16 protein-coding genes and 1 riboswitch are annotated in these 15,527 nt (G+C 56.3%); of the genes, 7 read left to right on the top strand and 9 right to left on the bottom strand.

Features of this window, described 5'->3' with window-relative positions; genetic code table 11:
- Window positions 1-5 precede the first annotated feature (5 nt).
- Window positions 6-500, bottom strand: coding sequence for a GNAT family N-acetyltransferase (locus tag CRO33_RS20780; protein ID WP_097119427.1), 495 nt, complete (start codon window positions 498-500; stop codon window positions 6-8).
- A 61-nt stretch (window positions 501-561) separates the two neighbouring features.
- Between CRO33_RS20780 and CRO33_RS20785 the strand changes: the two genes are divergently transcribed.
- The gene (locus tag CRO33_RS20785) at window positions 562-2,394 is read left to right on the top strand and encodes an ABC transporter ATP-binding protein (protein WP_097119428.1); all 1,833 of its coding nucleotides are present in this window, start codon (window positions 562-564) and stop codon (window positions 2,392-2,394) included.
- On the opposite strand, the gene CRO33_RS20790 is transcribed toward CRO33_RS20785, so the two are convergent.
- From CRO33_RS20790 to CRO33_RS20800, 3 genes are all read right to left on the bottom strand, one after another.
- Window positions 2,391-3,515: a GNAT family N-acetyltransferase gene (locus tag CRO33_RS20790; protein WP_097119429.1), complete on the bottom strand. Its 1,125-nt coding sequence runs from the start codon at window positions 3,513-3,515 to the stop codon at window positions 2,391-2,393. The two genes, CRO33_RS20785 and CRO33_RS20790, sit on opposite strands and share 4 nt — an antisense overlap.
- A 164-nt stretch (window positions 3,516-3,679) precedes the next feature.
- A complete protein-coding gene (locus CRO33_RS20795) occupies window positions 3,680-4,009 on the bottom strand; it encodes a type II toxin-antitoxin system RelE/ParE family toxin (RefSeq protein ID WP_097119430.1) in 330 nt (109 codons plus the stop codon).
- On the bottom strand, window positions 3,978-4,214 hold the full coding sequence (locus CRO33_RS20800) for a ParD-like family protein (RefSeq protein WP_034819879.1): 237 nt from the start codon (window positions 4,212-4,214) through the stop codon (window positions 3,978-3,980). The genes CRO33_RS20795 and CRO33_RS20800 overlap by 32 nt, the downstream gene beginning before the upstream one ends.
- A gap of 192 nt (window positions 4,215-4,406) precedes the next feature.
- Between CRO33_RS20800 and CRO33_RS20805 the strand changes: the two genes are divergently transcribed.
- The 3 genes from CRO33_RS20805 to CRO33_RS20815 all read left to right on the top strand — a co-directional run bounded on the left by CRO33_RS20805 (window position 4,407) and on the right by CRO33_RS20815 (window position 6,964).
- Window positions 4,407-5,306, top strand: coding sequence for a LysR family transcriptional regulator (locus tag CRO33_RS20805; RefSeq protein WP_097119431.1), 900 nt, complete (start codon window positions 4,407-4,409; stop codon window positions 5,304-5,306).
- A 99-nt stretch (window positions 5,307-5,405) separates the two neighbouring features.
- Window positions 5,406-6,347, top strand: a complete 942-nt coding sequence (locus CRO33_RS20810) for a glutathione S-transferase family protein (RefSeq protein WP_097119432.1) — start codon at window positions 5,406-5,408, stop codon at window positions 6,345-6,347.
- 11 nt (window positions 6,348-6,358) lie between these two features.
- Window positions 6,359-6,964 (top strand): alpha/beta hydrolase, encoded by a 606-nt coding sequence (locus CRO33_RS20815; RefSeq protein WP_034819904.1) that lies wholly within the window; start codon window positions 6,359-6,361, stop codon window positions 6,962-6,964.
- Here CRO33_RS20815 and CRO33_RS20820 read toward each other — a convergent pair.
- The gene (locus CRO33_RS20820; protein WP_097119433.1) at window positions 6,961-7,758 is read right to left on the bottom strand and encodes a sugar phosphate isomerase/epimerase family protein; all 798 of its coding nucleotides are present in this window, start codon (window positions 7,756-7,758) and stop codon (window positions 6,961-6,963) included. The two genes, CRO33_RS20815 and CRO33_RS20820, sit on opposite strands and share 4 nt — an antisense overlap.
- 118 nt (window positions 7,759-7,876) lie before the next feature.
- Entirely contained in the window at window positions 7,877-8,254 is a 378-nt protein-coding gene (crcB, locus tag CRO33_RS20825) for a fluoride efflux transporter CrcB (RefSeq protein ID WP_034819910.1), read from the bottom strand.
- A gap of 91 nt (window positions 8,255-8,345) precedes the next feature.
- A riboswitch (Fluoride riboswitch) is annotated at window positions 8,346-8,421 on the bottom strand.
- A gap of 107 nt (window positions 8,422-8,528) precedes the next feature.
- Between crcB and CRO33_RS20830 the strand changes: the two genes are divergently transcribed.
- Window positions 8,529-9,446 carry a nucleoside hydrolase gene (locus tag CRO33_RS20830; protein WP_097119434.1) on the top strand — a complete coding sequence of 306 codons (918 nt, stop codon included), beginning with the start codon at window positions 8,529-8,531 and terminating at the stop codon, window positions 9,444-9,446.
- 420 nt (window positions 9,447-9,866) lie between these two features.
- On the opposite strand, the gene CRO33_RS20835 is transcribed toward CRO33_RS20830, so the two are convergent.
- Window positions 9,867-10,895 (bottom strand): zinc-binding alcohol dehydrogenase family protein, encoded by a 1,029-nt coding sequence (locus CRO33_RS20835; RefSeq protein WP_097119435.1) that lies wholly within the window; start codon window positions 10,893-10,895, stop codon window positions 9,867-9,869.
- A gap of 135 nt (window positions 10,896-11,030) precedes the next feature.
- On the opposite strand from CRO33_RS20835, the gene CRO33_RS20840 reads away from it, so the two are divergent.
- The gene (locus tag CRO33_RS20840) at window positions 11,031-11,933 is read left to right on the top strand and encodes a GntR family transcriptional regulator (RefSeq protein ID WP_097119436.1); all 903 of its coding nucleotides are present in this window, start codon (window positions 11,031-11,033) and stop codon (window positions 11,931-11,933) included.
- 172 nt (window positions 11,934-12,105) lie between these two features.
- Complete coding sequence (locus CRO33_RS20845) at window positions 12,106-13,458, top strand: MFS transporter (protein ID WP_097119437.1); 1,353 nt, start codon at window positions 12,106-12,108, stop codon at window positions 13,456-13,458.
- A gap of 79 nt (window positions 13,459-13,537) precedes the next feature.
- Here the strand turns inward: CRO33_RS20845 and CRO33_RS20850 are convergent, their stop codons facing one another.
- Window positions 13,538-14,446, bottom strand: a complete 909-nt coding sequence (locus CRO33_RS20850; RefSeq protein WP_097119438.1) for a LysR family transcriptional regulator — start codon at window positions 14,444-14,446, stop codon at window positions 13,538-13,540.
- A gap of 2 nt (window positions 14,447-14,448) precedes the next feature.
- The gene (locus tag CRO33_RS20855; protein WP_097119439.1) at window positions 14,449-15,498 is read right to left on the bottom strand and encodes a dipeptidase; all 1,050 of its coding nucleotides are present in this window, start codon (window positions 15,496-15,498) and stop codon (window positions 14,449-14,451) included.
- Window positions 15,499-15,527 lie beyond the last annotated feature (29 nt).

Consider the following 15,527-nt stretch of genomic DNA (forward strand, 5'->3'; position numbering starts at 1 on the left):
CACGATTACTCCCGCAGTTTCGCCATGACCACGATGTCGTGATACTCCCCCTCACGCAGGCAGGCTTTACGCTTCACGCCCTCTTGCTCAAAGCCGAGGCGCTGGTACAACCGTATCGCACGCGCGTTGTCATGAAACGCTTCCAGCTCAATACGCACCACACCGAGCCAGTTAAAGGCATAGTCGATGGCGTTGCGAATCAGTTTCTCACCGATACCCCGCCCGCCAAACGCTGGATCGACGCTGATACCAAAACTGATGCTGTGACGCGTACGCGGGCGCTGTTCGACAAACAGCGTCAGCTCGCCCACCATCTGCCCATCAATTTCGGCCACGAAACCGATATAGCCCGCCGCGTCCATGTTTTCGAATTTTTTCTGCCAGGTTTGCACGCTGGGAAACGGCAGCTGCGTGGTCCAGCGATACACGTCGGGGTGGCTGTAAAGGCGTTGATAAGCGGCCGCATCGGCCGGTTCGCGACCGCGAATGATCAGATCCATGTCGGTAATCCCTTTCACTTGCACTAAGCTGTTAACTCTCACCAAACGGAAGAGTGACTTTATGTTGTATCGTCGTTTTGAACGTTTTATCAATATTTTCCAGGATGCACCAACCGATTCTCCCCCTTCCAGCGTCTGGCCGTTTTACCTCTATTATCTGCGTCAGGTGTGGCCGAGCTTTGTCGCCCTGCTGATTGTGGGATTAGCGCAGGCGCTGATTGAAGTGGCGCTGTTCAGCTATCTCAGCCGCATCATCGATCTGGTCAATCACTCGACGCCCGCCACGCTGTTCACCGACAACTGGCAGGTGCTGCTATGGATGGGGTTTGTCGCGCTGATTCTGCGGCCGGTGATTATCGCGCTGCACGATATGCTGGTGCATCAGAGTATCAACCCGAGCATGACCAGCATGATCCGCTGGCAGCATCACAACTACGTGCTGCGCCAGAGCCTGAACTTCTTCCAGAACGATTTCGCCGGACGTATCGCCCAGCGCATCATGCAGACCGGCAACTCCCTGCGCGATTCCGCGGTGCAGCTGGTGGATGCCATCTGGCATGTGGTGATTTACGCGGTGACTTCGCTGGTGCTGTTTGCCGAGGCCGACTGGCGCCTGATGATTCCACTGATTATCTGGATTGTGGCGTATAGCGTCTCTCTGAGCTTCTTTGTGCCGCGCGTGAAGCAACGTTCGGTGGTCTCTTCCGAGGCGCGATCCAAACTGATGGGCACCATCGTCGATGGCTATACCAATATCGCCACCATCAAACTGTTCGCACATAACGATCTGGAGAAACGCTACGCGCGCGAAGCGATTCAGGAGCAGACCGACAAAACCCAGCACGCCAGCCGCATGGTCACCACCATGGATATCACACTATCGACGCTGAATGGTCTGCTGATTGTCAGCACTTCTGGCCTGGCATTGTGGCTGTGGAGCCAGTCGCTGATCAGCGTCGGTGCGATTGCGTTGGCCACCGGTCTGGTGATCCGCTTAGTGAACATGTCCGGCTGGATCATGTGGGTGGTGAACGGCATCTTTGAAAATATCGGCATGGTGCAGGATGGATTGAACACCATCGCGCAGCCGCTCAGCGTACAGGATGAGCCGCAGGCGAAAAACCTGCAGGTAACGCAGGGTCAGATCCGCTTTGAAGATGTGCGCTTTGATTACGGCGGCAGCCGCCAGGTGATCAATCGCCTCAACCTGAATATCAAACCGGGTGAAAAAATCGGCCTGATTGGGCCATCCGGTGCCGGTAAATCGACAATGGTGAACCTGCTGTTGCGGCTTTATGACATCAACGGCGGGCGCATCCTGATTGACGATCACAACATCGCCGAAGTCACGCAGGAGAGCCTGCGCGGCCAGATCGGCATGATCACTCAAGACACGTCGCTGCTGCATCGCTCGATCCGCGAAAATCTGCTGTACGGTCGTCCGGATGCCACCGAAGACGAACTGCAGGCGGCGATTATCCGCGCCCGCGCCGATGAGTTCATTCCGCTGCTGTCCGATCCACAGGGCCGTACCGGGCTGGATGCGCATGTGGGTGAGCGCGGAGTGAAACTGTCCGGCGGTCAGCGTCAACGTATCGCCATCGCCCGCGTGCTGCTGAAAGATGCGCCGATTCTGATCATGGATGAGGCCACTTCCGCCCTCGATTCCGAAGTCGAAGCGGCGATTCAGGAAAGCCTGGAAACGCTGATGCAGGGCAAAACGGTGATTGCCATCGCGCACCGTCTCTCGACTATCGCCAAAATGGATCGACTGGTGGTGCTGGATAAAGGTGAGATTGTTGAGATGGGCAACCACCGCGAACTGCTGGCGCACAACGGGCTTTACGCGCGCCTGTGGCAGCATCAGACCGGTGGCTTTGTCGGCGAAGATTAATCGCCGCGTCGATATGGCAGGGCTTCGCGCGCTTCAATGGCATAGGCGCGGATCCCTGCCCGCTCCTGCACTAAATACTCTTCTACGGCTTCGCGCAATCCCGGATGACACAGGTAGTGCCATGAGTGGGTGATCTGCGGTTCGAAGCCGCGCACCAGTTTGTGCTCGCCTTGCGCTCCCGCATCAAAACGCTGTAATCCCTCGGCAATCGCAAAATCCATGCCCTGATAGAAGCAGGTTTCAAAGTGCAGGCGATCGAACTCCGCCAGGCAGCCCCAGTAACGCCCGTACAGCGAATTACCATCCACCAGATAGAACGCCATGGCGGCCGGATGGCCCTGCAGCGTGGCGATCACCACGCGAATCGATCGCGGCATGCGTTCGGCCAGCAGGCTGAAGAACTGCCGCGTGAGATAAGGACGCTGCCCGCGCACCGCATAGGTGTTGGCGTAGCAGGTGTAGACGAAATCCCACTGATCTTCGCTGAGTTCGTCACCGCGATACCAGTTGAACTCAAAGCCACTGCTCGCCACCTGTTCGCGCTCTTTACGCAGTTGTTTGCGTTTGCGTGACATCAGCGTGTCGAGGAAATCCTGAAAATCGCGGTAGCCTTTGTTGTGCCAGTGATACTGGATGCCGAGACGCGCCAGCCAGTCGGGCTGCTGCTCCATCACATCGTTGGCAAACGGCGTGGTGAAATTGATATGTGCGCCGCTCAGGCCGTTTTGCAGCAGTTCATCGGGCAACGCTGCGAGCAGCTGGCTAATGGCGGCTTGCTCGCCCAATAAACGCGCACCCGTAACCGGGCTGAACGGAATCGCCCCCAGCCACTTTGGATAGTATGGAATGCCGGCGCGGTGACAGGCATCAGCCCATGCGTGATCAAAGACGTATTCACCTTGCGAATTGCGTTTGCGATAGCCCGGCAGCGCGGCGCTCAGCACGCCCTTTTCACGCCACAGCAAGTGATCCGCCTGCCAGCCGTTTTCCGGCCGCACACTGCCACTCTCTTCCAGCGTGAGCAGAAAGGCATGGCGTAAAAACGGTTGATCGTCAGGTAACAGCGCATCCCATTCGAGGGCGGAAATCTCCGCCAGCGACGACAGGTGAAGCAAAGACATGCATGGCTCCCGGCCAGCTCAAGGCGAACAGCTAGTTCAACAGGTTTTGTCGCAGGGGAAAAGAGGGGGCGCACTGAATGTGCATCGACCATCTATTGGCATGAATCACGCCGGAGGGGTTTGGATTGGAAAGGACGCTTCCACCGCTTAAGGAAGCGACTCTGTTAGCCGATGAGTTTCAGGTCGTTTTTACGATGTTGCTTCTGGTCGTCATAATAATTTTCGTGTGTACCGAGGCTCAGAAGATAGATTTCCAGTCTCTGATCGACCCAGCTGTAACCCAACAGATATTGCTGCTTGCTCAGGTAAAACTTGTGCACCCAGAGATAGCTCAGGTCGCCCTTTTTGCGTTCACCGATCTCTGGGATAGCAATAATGCGGTCAATCTCTTGATCAACACCCTCCTGATCCTGTTCCGTCAGGCGGTTAAAAGCCTTGTCAAAACGGCGGGTCTGATAAATCTCAACTTCCTGTCCGGTCTTTTCTGCGCACATATTTTTTGACCTTGCCGTTATCCATTTCTGCTTTAGCCAGTAAGATTTCGTTGATGAAGGAGAACGTCAGATCGGGGTTATCCTCTGCGATGCGACCAATCTTCGCCCAATGCTCAATCTGCTTAGGCACGCTGCGGCTCATGGCTTCTGCATGTGTTTTCACATCTTCAACAAAATCATCGTCTAAGCGGACGCTGGTTGCCATATTTAAACCTCTTATTGTCGTCACCCGATACGTTGTTGTGAGGGTGGTTCCATTGATACGTCATTGCCAGACGTACAACAGAGGTGATTGTGCGACATATTGTCGCATTTGGCAATCAGTGATAGCAGCACGATTTACCGTGCCTCGATAACGAATGTGTATACTCACCTTTTTCGCTGTTCAGGAACCGCCATGGATCGTCTCGATTGTGACCGCATGTTTGTCGCGGTGCTGGAAGTAGGCAGCTTTGCCGGGGCGGCCGAGCGACTGGGCACCAGCAGCGGGCAGGCCTCCAAGCTGGTTTCCCGGCTGGAGCAGGAACTCGGCGTGCAGTTGTTCAAGCGCAGCACGCGTGCACTCTCAGCCACTGAAGTGGGTCGCGCCTATTACGAACGCGTGAAAACCCTGCTGGATGCTTTCGACACGCTGGATGCCACGGTACGCGAAAATGCCACCACGCCGACGGGGCGCTTAAAAATCAGTGCGCCCGGCACCTTTGGTACGGCGGTGCTCGCCAGCGTATTGGTCGCATTTGCGCGTCACTATCCGTTGATTGAACTGGACGTTAACTTCTCCGATCGTGCAGTGAACATCGTCGATGAAGGCTTCGATATGGCGATTCGCATTGGTAAACTAGATGACAGTAGCCTGATTGCACGTCGTTTGGGCGATGTGCCGATTCGCGTAGCGGCTTCGCCGGGCTATCTGCTGCAACAAGGCACACCGCAGCACTGGCGCGACCTGGCTGCGCATCAATGTATCAGTGACACCAACTTCCGCGATCCCTGGCACTGGCCGTTTGTGACGCCGTGCGGCGACAGCGTAAGCATGCCGATTCGCGGCCGCCTGTGTTTCTCCAATACCGAAGCCTGTTTACAGGCAGCCATCGCCGGATTGGGTATCGCACGTTTACCGGGTTTTATTGCCGCACCTGCGCTACAACGCGGCGAAATCGTCTCGCTGCTGGATAACTTCGCCACGCCGCCGATGGGCCTGTTTGCCCTCTATCCCCCCGCTCGCCATCTGGCGCAGAAAACCCGCTTACTGATTGATTTCCTCGCCGATCATTTCCAGCAGCATCCTCCCGGCTGATTCCTTCCAATTTGGAAGCAATGAAAGCCATTTTGCCCGGATTATCACCCAACCAGCAGCGCGGTATGCTCACTCCATCACCAGAGAGGAGTCGAGCATATGTTGGTTAACGGTAAGTGGAGCGCAGAGTGGCACCCGGTTCAAGCCACCGATAAACAGGGCGGATTTGTCCGTCAGACGTCCAGTTTTCGCCACTGGATCACCCCAGATGGCTCGAGCGAATTTGCCGCCGAGCCGGATCGCTATCATCTGTATGTGGCACTGATCTGCCCATGGGCATCACGCACACTGGTAGCACGCAGCCTGAAAGGACTGGAGAAAGTGATCAGCGTCTCGGTGGTCGAGCCGCAGCTGGGTGTGCAGGGCTGGCACTTCGGTGACTATCCGGGTGCTGATCGTGACTGGCTTAACAAAGCCGAGTACATCCACGAACTCTATACCCGCGCCGATGCTGACTTTACAGGCCGCGCCACGGTGCCGGTACTGTGGGATAAAAAGACGCAGACCATCGTGAACAACGAATCTGCTGACATCCTGCGTATGCTGAACAGCGGGTTTGGCGATCTGGCAGACAACAGCCTCGATCTGTATCCAGAAGATCTGCGCGCTGAGATCGACGCGATCAACGCATCGATCTATCCACGTCTCAACAACGGCGTGTATCGTACCGGCTTTGCCACCACGCAGGTGAGCTATCAGCAAGCGTTTAATGATGTGTTCAGCCAGTTAGACGAACTGGAACTGCGTCTGAAAGATGGCCGTACTTTCCTGCTGGGCGAGCGCCTGACCGAAGCCGATATTCGGCTGTTCGTGACGCTGGTGCGTTTTGACGTTGCTTATCATGGTCTGTTCAAATGTAACCTGCGCCGCCTGCGCGACTATCCGCTGCTCGATCGCTATCTGAAGAGTATGCTGGCGGTTTCGGGTGTGCGTCAGACAGTGAACATCGACCATATCAAGCAGGGCTACTATTCGATTAAGGCACTGAACCCGAACGGGATTGTGCCAGTAGGCCCGGATATGGCGGATTACGGACTTTAAGGAGCAGGATGATGGCAAAAGCGTTGGTGATTTTTTTACATGGTGTGGGCAGTAATGGCGACGATCTGGCAGGACTCGGCCAGCATTGGGCCAGCCTGCTGCCGGATGTGGCTTTTGCCTCGCCGAATGCGCCCTATCCGTTTGAACATGCAATGGGCTATCAGTGGTTTAGCCTGACGGGCATTACCCCAGAAAATCGTCCGGCGCGGGTGCGTGAAGCCCGCGCAGCGTTCGATGAGACACTGCAACAGTTGATGGCGCAACACGGCATGGCGGACGCGTGGGATAAAGTGATTCTGGTAGGCTTTTCTCAGGGCTCGATCATGGCGCTGGATGCACTGGCACAGGGCCGTCATCCGCTGGCGGGCGTGGTGGCGTTTTCCGGACGATTGTCGTTTGACGGTGCATTAACCCCGGCTTCGCACACGCCTGCGTTGCTGATTCACGGCAAAGCGGATGGTGTGATTCCGTATAGCGAGAGTGAGTCAGCAGCACAGCGCCTGCAAGCGGCAGGCGTGACGGTGGAAGCGCGCTTTGAAGCCGCCACCGGTCATACCATTTCTTCACAGGGTGCGATGCAAGCGGCCGCCTTTATCGCCCAGTGCTTGCAGGATTAAGGCCAGTAGCGATTTAACGCGTTCCAGGCTTGTTGCGCAGCCACTTCGGGTGGCTGCGCTTTTAATCCATCGCTAAACACTTCAATGCCGACCGGGCCACGATAGCTGGCGCTTTTCAGCTTATCGACAAAGCGTTCCACTTCGATAATGCCGTCGCCGGGCAACAACCGCTGATGGCGCGCATAATCACTTAGCGCGCCCTTCTCTTGCGGCGGCATCTCCGCCATATCGCACAGTTGCACTTCATAGATACGATCGGCAGGAATGCCATCCAGCTGTGAGGCGTCCCCACCCAAGGCACAAATGTGGAACAGATCGACCACCAGTCCAATATTCGGTTGGTCCAGGCGCTGCAATCGTTCCCACGCCAGCGGCAGCGTATTATCAACGCTGCACCACGCCATGGGTTCGTACATGATGCGCATGTTATAGCGCGCGGCTTCTGAGGCCATCCAACGCAGATCTTCATCGATGCGCTCCGCCACGCAATCTTCACGCGTGGTGGCCGGTGCCTGAATGGTGTTGCAACCGATTGACTGCGCAATCCGGATAAACTGCCGCAGCTCTTCACGCTTTTGCAGACGTTCACGATCTGGCGCACCGGTAAAATCACGCAGCACCTGCAAATTGGTAAAGCCAAGATTTAACTGTTGAGCCAGCTGCGCTGTGGCTGCCTCAACATCATCCCGCCAGATTTCGACCTGATCGAAACCGGCGGCACGGGCCGCGCGCAGTTTCTGTTCAGGTTCACCGTTTAACAACACCAGGTTAAGGAATTTGGGGTTACTTCGCATCAACGGGCTCCCTAATCGTCCGGATAAATCGGTGACAGGTTCTGCTTGTCACGCAAACAGAACACCGACCAGTATCTACCTCTTAGGCGTTATTTCAAGCCCGTGATGCGCAGGGCTTTTATCCCAGCAGATTCACCACTGCAAAGCCGGCGAAGGTCATCAGCAGTGAACCAATCACATGCACCATCACGCTCGACATCGCCCAGAGGTATTTACCGGTTTGCAGCAAGCCGACAATTTCCGCTGAAAAGGTAGAGAAGGTGGTTAAGCCGCCGCATAAGCCGGTGACAATCAGCAGTTTCCAGAAAGGGTCAATATGCGGATTGCGGACAAAAAACGCCAACGCTGCACCGATGATAAAACCACCGACCAGATTCACCATTAAAGTGCCCGGTGGCAGATTGGGAAACAGCGCGTTGAACCGCAGAGAAATAAGCCAGCGCAGTGAACAGCCCACGGCACCACCGAGCATCACAGCCAGTAACGACTTCAACATACTTTTGGAGCTCCTGAAATGAGTTACGCGCAGGGCCGCGGCAGGACAGAAAAACACCTGACACACCGCCGTCTCCCGCGCAGGGATACGAGTGTTGTCAGGCGTCATCAGCCGTCTGTTTCCAGAACGGCGGTTGGGGAAGGTGGCACGCCATCACCTTAGCGGCATGATAATACGCTGGCGTCGCGGGGGTGACAATATCGGTCAACGATTGGCTTACCTTTGCACACGATTATGTTTTAACGTGGAGAACAACATAAGAGAGGAGATCCCGATGCGTACCCTGATTTTTGATACTGATATTGGCGTGGATGATGCCTTTGCGCTGGCGTATGCGGCGCGGACGCAGCGGTTGCTGGGGATTACCACGGTTTTTGGCAATGTGGCGGTCGGGCAAGCGGTGAAAAATGCCCGGCTGTTCTGCGAGAAGATGGAGATCGAGGCACCAGTCTATCGCGGTTGCTCCCGTCCGTTAGCATTAGCCCCTTCTGCGCCCGCCACGCTGCACGGCCTGGATGGATTAGGGGATGCATTCGAGAACTCACACAGTGAAGCAGCACCCAGCGCGGTGCAGTTTATTATTGATAGCGTGCGCGCACAGCCCCATGCCATCACCATCGTGGCGATTGGGCCGCTGACCAATATCGCCAGCGCCATCAATCAGGCGCCGGATATCATTCCGCTGGTGAAAGAATTGGTGATCATGGGCGGCGCATTTGGCACCGACGGCCATTCCGGCAACGTCTCGCCGTTTGCCGAATTCAATATCTGGAAAGATCCGCATGCCGCCGATCAGGTGCTGGCCTCGGCGCTGCCGGTGGTGGTATTACCGCTGGATGTGACGCACAAGGTGCTGATTACGGGCGATGAAGTGCGGCAGTTAAATCAGCCTGTACTCAGCGCGATATGCCGTCCGTATCTGGCGTACAGTCTGCAAAAGGAAGGGTTTGATGGCATGGCGCTGCATGACACGTTGACGCTCTCCTGGCTGGCCCTGCCGCAGGCGTTTACCGTGACCGAAGCACCGGTGCGTGTGGTGACGGAAGGCATCAGCCGTGGACAGACAGTGCGACGTCTCAGCGCCCTCGCCTCACGTGAAGATCCGTTTGCCGGATTACGCACACAGCGCTTGTGCCTCGGCGTGGATGCCGAAGCAGTGCGGGAACACTTTTTTGCCGCACTGCGGGCATGAGATGGGTGGTCGCTATTAATGGCGTAATGCTTGCCAGTTAAGCGCCGGGTGATCACGCAGTCTGTTAAAAGGACACAATGGTTGAGGCCAGAGCGCGCCTCTTACCCTGAACAGCCCCAGCACGCTCTTCAGCTACAGTGCATGCTGTTAAAAACGGCACGATGGCTGAGGCCAGAGCGCCTCTGCTGCTGCAAGGGCTATCCGCAGCGCTGAGGCTTTTACGTTGGGCCAGGAGCCAGGCGCAGGGAGGCGACTGGCAGTTCGGGTTGGCCAGGACGGCCTTACCTGAACTGAACCCCTTAACCCGAACGGTCCGCAGGCACGACGTGGAAGCCGAAGGCACCGCGTCAGCGGCGCGAGTACGGCCCGGCAGCAGCATAGGCGCTCAGGCCCGCATTCGCGCGCAGCAATGCGCACCGACTACCTCGCGAAATGAATCACGCCCTTAATCAACTCACGATTGTTGATCACCTCTGACTCAAAGGTCTCCGCCAAAGTAGAAAAGTCATAATGACGATTCAGCATGATATCGGCACGTAGCTGCCCACTCGCCATCAATTCGCCGACTTTTGCGAAATCTTCGTGCGTGGCATTGCGACTGCCCATCAACGTTGTTTCACGTTTGTGGAACTCAATGTCTGGAATCACCAAATCACCTTTGTGCAGGCCGACAAACACAATGGTGCCGCCATGACGAATCAGCTTCACCGCACCGTTCATCGCCGCCGGGTTGCCGGTCGCATCAATCACCTTCGCAGCCAGACGCCCACCAAACTCTGCACGTAGCGTGATTTCGAAATCTTCTGCCATCGGGTTGAGGGTCGCGAGCCCCAGCTTTTCTGCGACATGCGCACGTCGCGGTTCGCTGGTATCGGCCACCACTACCTGCGCGCCCGCGGCCGCCGCAATCGCGGCTACACCTAAACCAATCGGTCCGGCACCGACCACCAGCACCTGCTCATCCGCTGCCACCGCCGCACGACGTACCGCATGCGCACTGATCGCAAAAGGCTCGATCAGTGCCGCCGCTTCCGGCGCCACATCATCAACAGCTAACAGGTTGCTGGCGGGTACGCTGAGGAACTCGCAGAAGCCACCATCCTGATGTACGCCAATTACCGAAATATTCTCGCAGCAGTTAGTTTTACCACTCAGACAGGCATCGCACTGCTGGCAGGAAACATAGGGAATCAGCGCCACGCGCTGCCCTACTTTGAAATCCGTTACCCGACAGCCCAGCTCCACCACTTCGCCACACAGCTCATGGCCCAGAACGCGTGGATAGCTAAAGAACGGCTGATTGCCCGCCCAGGCATGAATATCGGTGCCGCAAATCCCGGCGGCAATCGGTTTAATCACAACCTCCTGGTCGGCCGGAGTCGGTTTCTTACGCTGCTGCCACACCATATTGCGCGGCTCGGCAACCACCAGGGTTTTCATTGTTGTCATGGGCTTCTCCTGTGCTGATGTCGCAGTTTTGGCGAAAATCAGCCACCCGCGCCGTTTGCACATGCTGAAGTGTGAGGCAGCGCCCTTTTTTTGGGCTTTGTGTGGTTTTTAATAAATAAAAAACCGGAGAAGCGCATGAGCCGAAGCCTGAATTTACGCCAGAACGTGATCAATCAAATGCTGGAAGGCATCGCTAAACGCCACATCCGCTCTCCGCTGCCACCGCAAGCCGCGCTGGCGGAAATGTTCAATATCAGCCGCACCACCGTGCGCCATACCCTGCAGCATCTGCATGAGCGCGGCGTACTGGATAAAGTTGAAGAAACTTACGTTATCGTGCGCGATCCCAGCGAAGAGGATGGTTTTAGCGCATTAACGCCGCCGATCGATCAACAAGCGCGTCTGTTTGAACAGGCGTTTTTTAATCTGATTAACCAGCGACAGCTGATGCCCGGCGACAGTTTTAGTGAGTTGCAACTGGCACAACAGGTCAAGGCCAGTCCGGTAGTGGTGCGCGAGTTCCTGCTGCGGTTTATGCGTTACGACCTGCTGGAACCGGTAAAGCGGGGTCACTGGCGCATGAAAAAGTTTGATCAACTCTACGCTGAAAACCTGTTCGAACTGCGTGAAATGCTGGAAACACATGCACTTACCCGCTTTCTCAACCTCCCCTCCAGTGATGAGCGCTGGATTCAGGCGCGCGACCTGCTGGATCGCCACCGTGCCATGCGCGACACCATCGCCAGTAACTATCGCCACTTTGCCGCGCTGGATAAAGAGATGCATACGCTGATTCTGTCAGCGGCTAATAATCCGTTCTTCAATCAGTCACTGGAGATCATCTCGGTGATTTTTCATTCACATTATCAATGGGATGAAACAGATTTAAAACAGCGTAACATCGTGGCACTGGAGGAACATATGGCGATTCTGACTGCGCTAATTAGCCGCCGGGATGTTGAAGCCCTGTGCGCGTTACATAACCATCTTGGTACGGCGAAGTCATCGATGATCCGCTGCATTCGCCAGTACAATTAAAAACCGATTAAAAACCACAATTCTGAAGCGCCCGCACGAATCTGAAACATCCTCGCAACACCCCAACCGGTTTACTTCTAGTCTCCAAAGCAATCTGTTGTGGCAGCACCGTTTCGCTGCCGCAGGACCCCAACCCTCAATAACGATAAGACCCCATACCTGGGAGGTTGCAATGGAAAATACATCTGCACGTGGCCGTGACGCCGCGCCAACATCCGCCGTCGATGGACAAGACTTTGTCCCGGCACGCGGCGATGTGGTGCGCTCACCGCGCATTAAGAAGATTCAGGTTACCGCCATGTTGTTACTGCTGTTTGCGGCCATCATCAACTATCTCGATCGTAGCTCGCTGTCAGTGGCCAATATGACCATTCGTGGAGAACTGGGTTTATCCGCCACCGAAATTGGTGTGCTGCTGTCGGCGTTCTCGCTGGCCTACGGCCTGGCACAGTTGCCTTGTGGTGCGCTGCTGGATCGCAAAGGTCCACGCATCATGCTGGCGCTCGGCATGTTTGTCTGGTCACTGTTCCAGGCCGCTGCCGGTCTGGTGCATAACTTCACGCAGTTTGTGCTGGTGCGTATCGGATTGGGAATTGGTGAAGCGCCGATGAACCCGTGCGGCGTTAAGGTGATCAACGACTGGTTCAACATCAAAGATCGCGGCATGCCGATGGGGATGTTTAACGCCGCGTCGATGATTGGCCTGTCGATTGCGCCACCGATTTTGGCCGCCATGATGTTGGTGATGGGCTGGCGCGGCATGTTCGTGACCATCGGTGTGCTGGGTATGTTCCTCGCCATTGGCTGGTATGTGATGTACCGCAACCGCGACAACAGCAAATTGAGCGGTGAAGAGATTCACTATCTGCAAGCGGGCAGCGTGGCATCACGCAAAGAGCCGCTGAGCTTTGCCGAGTGGCGCGGTTTGTTCAAGCAGCGCACCATGTGGGGCATGATGATTGGCTTCAGCGGCATCAACTATACCGCGTGGCTCTACATTGCCTGGCTGCCGGGTTATCTGCAATCGACCTATCATCTGGATCTGAAAAGCACCGGGTTGCTGGCGGCGATTCCATTCCTGTTTGGCGCAGCGGGCATGTTGCTGAACGGCTATGTGGTAGATGCGCTGGTGCGTCGTGGAATGGATGCAGTGAAAGTGCGTAAGGTATCGATTGTCAGCGGCATGCTGCTGTCTGCAGCCTTCACCACTTTCGTCACCCGTGCAACAGACACCGCCAGTGCAGTGACGCTGATTGGCATGGCGCTGTTCTGCATTCACTTTGCCGGGACATCTTGCTGGGGCTTGATTCACGCTAACGTTACCGCACGTATGACGGCATCGGTGGGCAGCATCCAGAACTTCGCCAGCTTTGTGTTTGCCTCGTTTGCGCCGGTGATCACCGGTTGGGTGCTGGATACCACCAAGTCATTCAGCCTCGCGCTGATGATTTGTGCAGGCGTCACCGTGGTGGGTGCGCTGGCTTATCTGCTGCTGGTGCGTAAACCGATTACGGATGGGGTGTAAGTCGTCAATAGCGCGATAAATCGCGCCGCTACGACAAAGTGCACAACTTTGGTAGCGGCGTAATTTATTGCGCAAGTCGTTAAAGCGTAAAAAACCGCGTTTCACACTGCCGCGCGATCTCCCACAGCTTATTGCGAATCACCTGTTTCAACTGCAAGGTCGATTGCGATTGTGGCTGGTCGCGGCGGCTGATCAGCATCACTTCAAACGGCAGCGGTTGTGCCACCGGCAGCAGTTTTAGCTGGTCGGCATAGCGGCAGGCGGTAAACAGATCCACCACGCCCACACCGCCGCCTGCCAGCACCATATCAGCAATCACCGAATAGGTTTTGATCGACAACGACACCGCCGGGTCCAGCCCTTTGTCACGCAAAGCGCGATGCAGCACGCGCCCAAGTGGGTCTTGGTTCTGCATCATCAACAGGTTGTTGGCACACAACCACTCCAGCGTGGCGGGTTCGTTATGAGTGTGATGCTGCGGCAGTAGCGCCACCATCGACGATTGAAACAGCGGTTCCGCCAGCAGATCGGCATCGACCTGCTGACCAAACACCAGCGCGAAATCGAGCTGGTTATCCATGATCATCTGGCACAGCGTGCTGAAGTGCTCGGTCACTAACTCCACACTCACCGACGCAGCCTGCTGTCGCCAGTTGACCAGTGCGGGCGCTAATACCATCTGACCAAAAGCGTGTGCAGCTCCCACACGCACCGTTTGCCCCTCGCCGCGCCGCAACTGCTCGGTAAGTTGGGTGATGGAGTGTAAACGCTGGTAGAGATCTTCCACTTCGGGCAGTAAACGCCGACCTTCTGCGGTGACCACCATCCCCTGCGCACGCCGTTCAAACAGGGCAAATCCCAACTGCTGCTCGGCGTGCGTTAAGACGCGGCTGACATTTGGCTGCGACACATTGAGCAATCGCGCCGCCGCACTGATGCTGCCGGTCTGCACTATCGCCTGAAAAACCTCAATGTGTCGCAATCGCATAATTACTCGCCCCAGGTCGCTTCAAGCACGCGCAGCCAGTTGCCGTGGCAAATTTTTTCCAACAGTTCGCGCGAATAACCACGCGCCGCCAGCGCGTTCACCACCAGTGGGAAACCGGCCACATCTTTCATGTCGCCTGGCATGGTGGCACCATCCAGATCCGAGCCAAAGCCGACGCCATCTTCACCGACTTTTTCCAGCAGGTATTCCACATGCTGCACGATGGCATCCACGGTGGTCGGCGCATGACGATCGCCATCTTCACGCAGGAACGGCACGGCGAAGTTCACGCCGACAAAGCCGTGGGTTTCTTTAATGGCCGCCAGCTGGCGATCGGTAAGGTTGCGCGACTGCGCACTGATGACATGGGCATTGGAGTGGCTGGCCACCAGCGGCGCATCGCTGATCTCTGCGGTATGCCAGAAGCCCTTCTCATCCATGTGCGACAGGTCAACCATGATCCGGCGTTGATTACAGTCGCGCACCAGTTGCTTGCCCGCCGCCGTTAAGCCGTTGCCGACATCCGGCGATGACGGATACAGGAACGGCACGCCCTCACCAAATTGATTCGGGCGACTCCACAGTGGCCCCAGCGTACGAAGACCGCTGGCATACAGGATATCCAGTAGCTCGCCGTTGGTATCCAGCGCTTCCGCCCCTTCCACGTGCATCACCACCGCCAGCACGCCCCTGGCCATGCAGTCGCGAATATCGCGCACGCTGCGGCAAATTTTCACTTGCCCCTCTGAGGCCTGTTCGATGCGCAGCAGCAACGCCAGCATCGAAAAAGTGGCATCACGCGCAGCGCCAATAATTTCCTGAGGAAAATCTGAGAGGTCTGGCGCACTTCTTGCAATCAGAGGGTGAGACGGCACCCAGGTGGCAAATATCCCACCTACCATATTTCCTTGACGGATACGTGGAAGATCCATCTGACCGCGTCCAGTGCCCTGCAGGAAGGCCTGCACCGCGTTGGGTTGATGGTGTTGCCAGAGTTTATTGAGCACATCGTTATGACCGTCAAAGACCGGAATGTTGAAGATGTCAGACATGTTGTGTCGGTTCCATATTCGGGAGAAAG

It is taken from the genome of Pantoea sp. GL120224-02, from assembly GCF_900215395.1.
GTDB lineage: Bacteria > Pseudomonadota > Gammaproteobacteria > Enterobacterales > Enterobacteriaceae > Pantoea > Pantoea communis.

Coding starts and splice junctions, on each gene's coding strand:
- CRO33_RS20780 (WP_097119427.1), bottom strand. CDS start 500: ATGGATCTGATCATTCGCGGTCGCGAACCGGCCGATGCGGCCGCTTAT.
- CRO33_RS20785 (WP_097119428.1), top strand. CDS start 562: ATGTTGTATCGTCGTTTTGAACGTTTTATCAATATTTTCCAGGATGCA.
- CRO33_RS20790 (WP_097119429.1), bottom strand. CDS start 3,515: ATGTCTTTGCTTCACCTGTCGTCGCTGGCGGAGATTTCCGCCCTCGAA.
- CRO33_RS20795 (WP_097119430.1), bottom strand. CDS start 4,009: ATGTGCGCAGAAAAGACCGGACAGGAAGTTGAGATTTATCAGACCCGC.
- CRO33_RS20800 (WP_034819879.1), bottom strand. CDS start 4,214: ATGGCAACCAGCGTCCGCTTAGACGATGATTTTGTTGAAGATGTGAAA.
- CRO33_RS20805 (WP_097119431.1), top strand. CDS start 4,407: ATGGATCGTCTCGATTGTGACCGCATGTTTGTCGCGGTGCTGGAAGTA.
- CRO33_RS20810 (WP_097119432.1), top strand. CDS start 5,406: ATGTTGGTTAACGGTAAGTGGAGCGCAGAGTGGCACCCGGTTCAAGCC.
- CRO33_RS20815 (WP_034819904.1), top strand. CDS start 6,359: ATGGCAAAAGCGTTGGTGATTTTTTTACATGGTGTGGGCAGTAATGGC.
- CRO33_RS20820 (WP_097119433.1), bottom strand. CDS start 7,758: ATGCGAAGTAACCCCAAATTCCTTAACCTGGTGTTGTTAAACGGTGAA.
- crcB (WP_034819910.1), bottom strand. CDS start 8,254: ATGTTGAAGTCGTTACTGGCTGTGATGCTCGGTGGTGCCGTGGGCTGT.
- CRO33_RS20830 (WP_097119434.1), top strand. CDS start 8,529: ATGCGTACCCTGATTTTTGATACTGATATTGGCGTGGATGATGCCTTT.
- CRO33_RS20835 (WP_097119435.1), bottom strand. CDS start 10,895: ATGACAACAATGAAAACCCTGGTGGTTGCCGAGCCGCGCAATATGGTG.
- CRO33_RS20840 (WP_097119436.1), top strand. CDS start 11,031: ATGAGCCGAAGCCTGAATTTACGCCAGAACGTGATCAATCAAATGCTG.
- CRO33_RS20845 (WP_097119437.1), top strand. CDS start 12,106: ATGGAAAATACATCTGCACGTGGCCGTGACGCCGCGCCAACATCCGCC.
- CRO33_RS20850 (WP_097119438.1), bottom strand. CDS start 14,446: ATGCGATTGCGACACATTGAGGTTTTTCAGGCGATAGTGCAGACCGGC.
- CRO33_RS20855 (WP_097119439.1), bottom strand. CDS start 15,498: ATGTCTGACATCTTCAACATTCCGGTCTTTGACGGTCATAACGATGTG.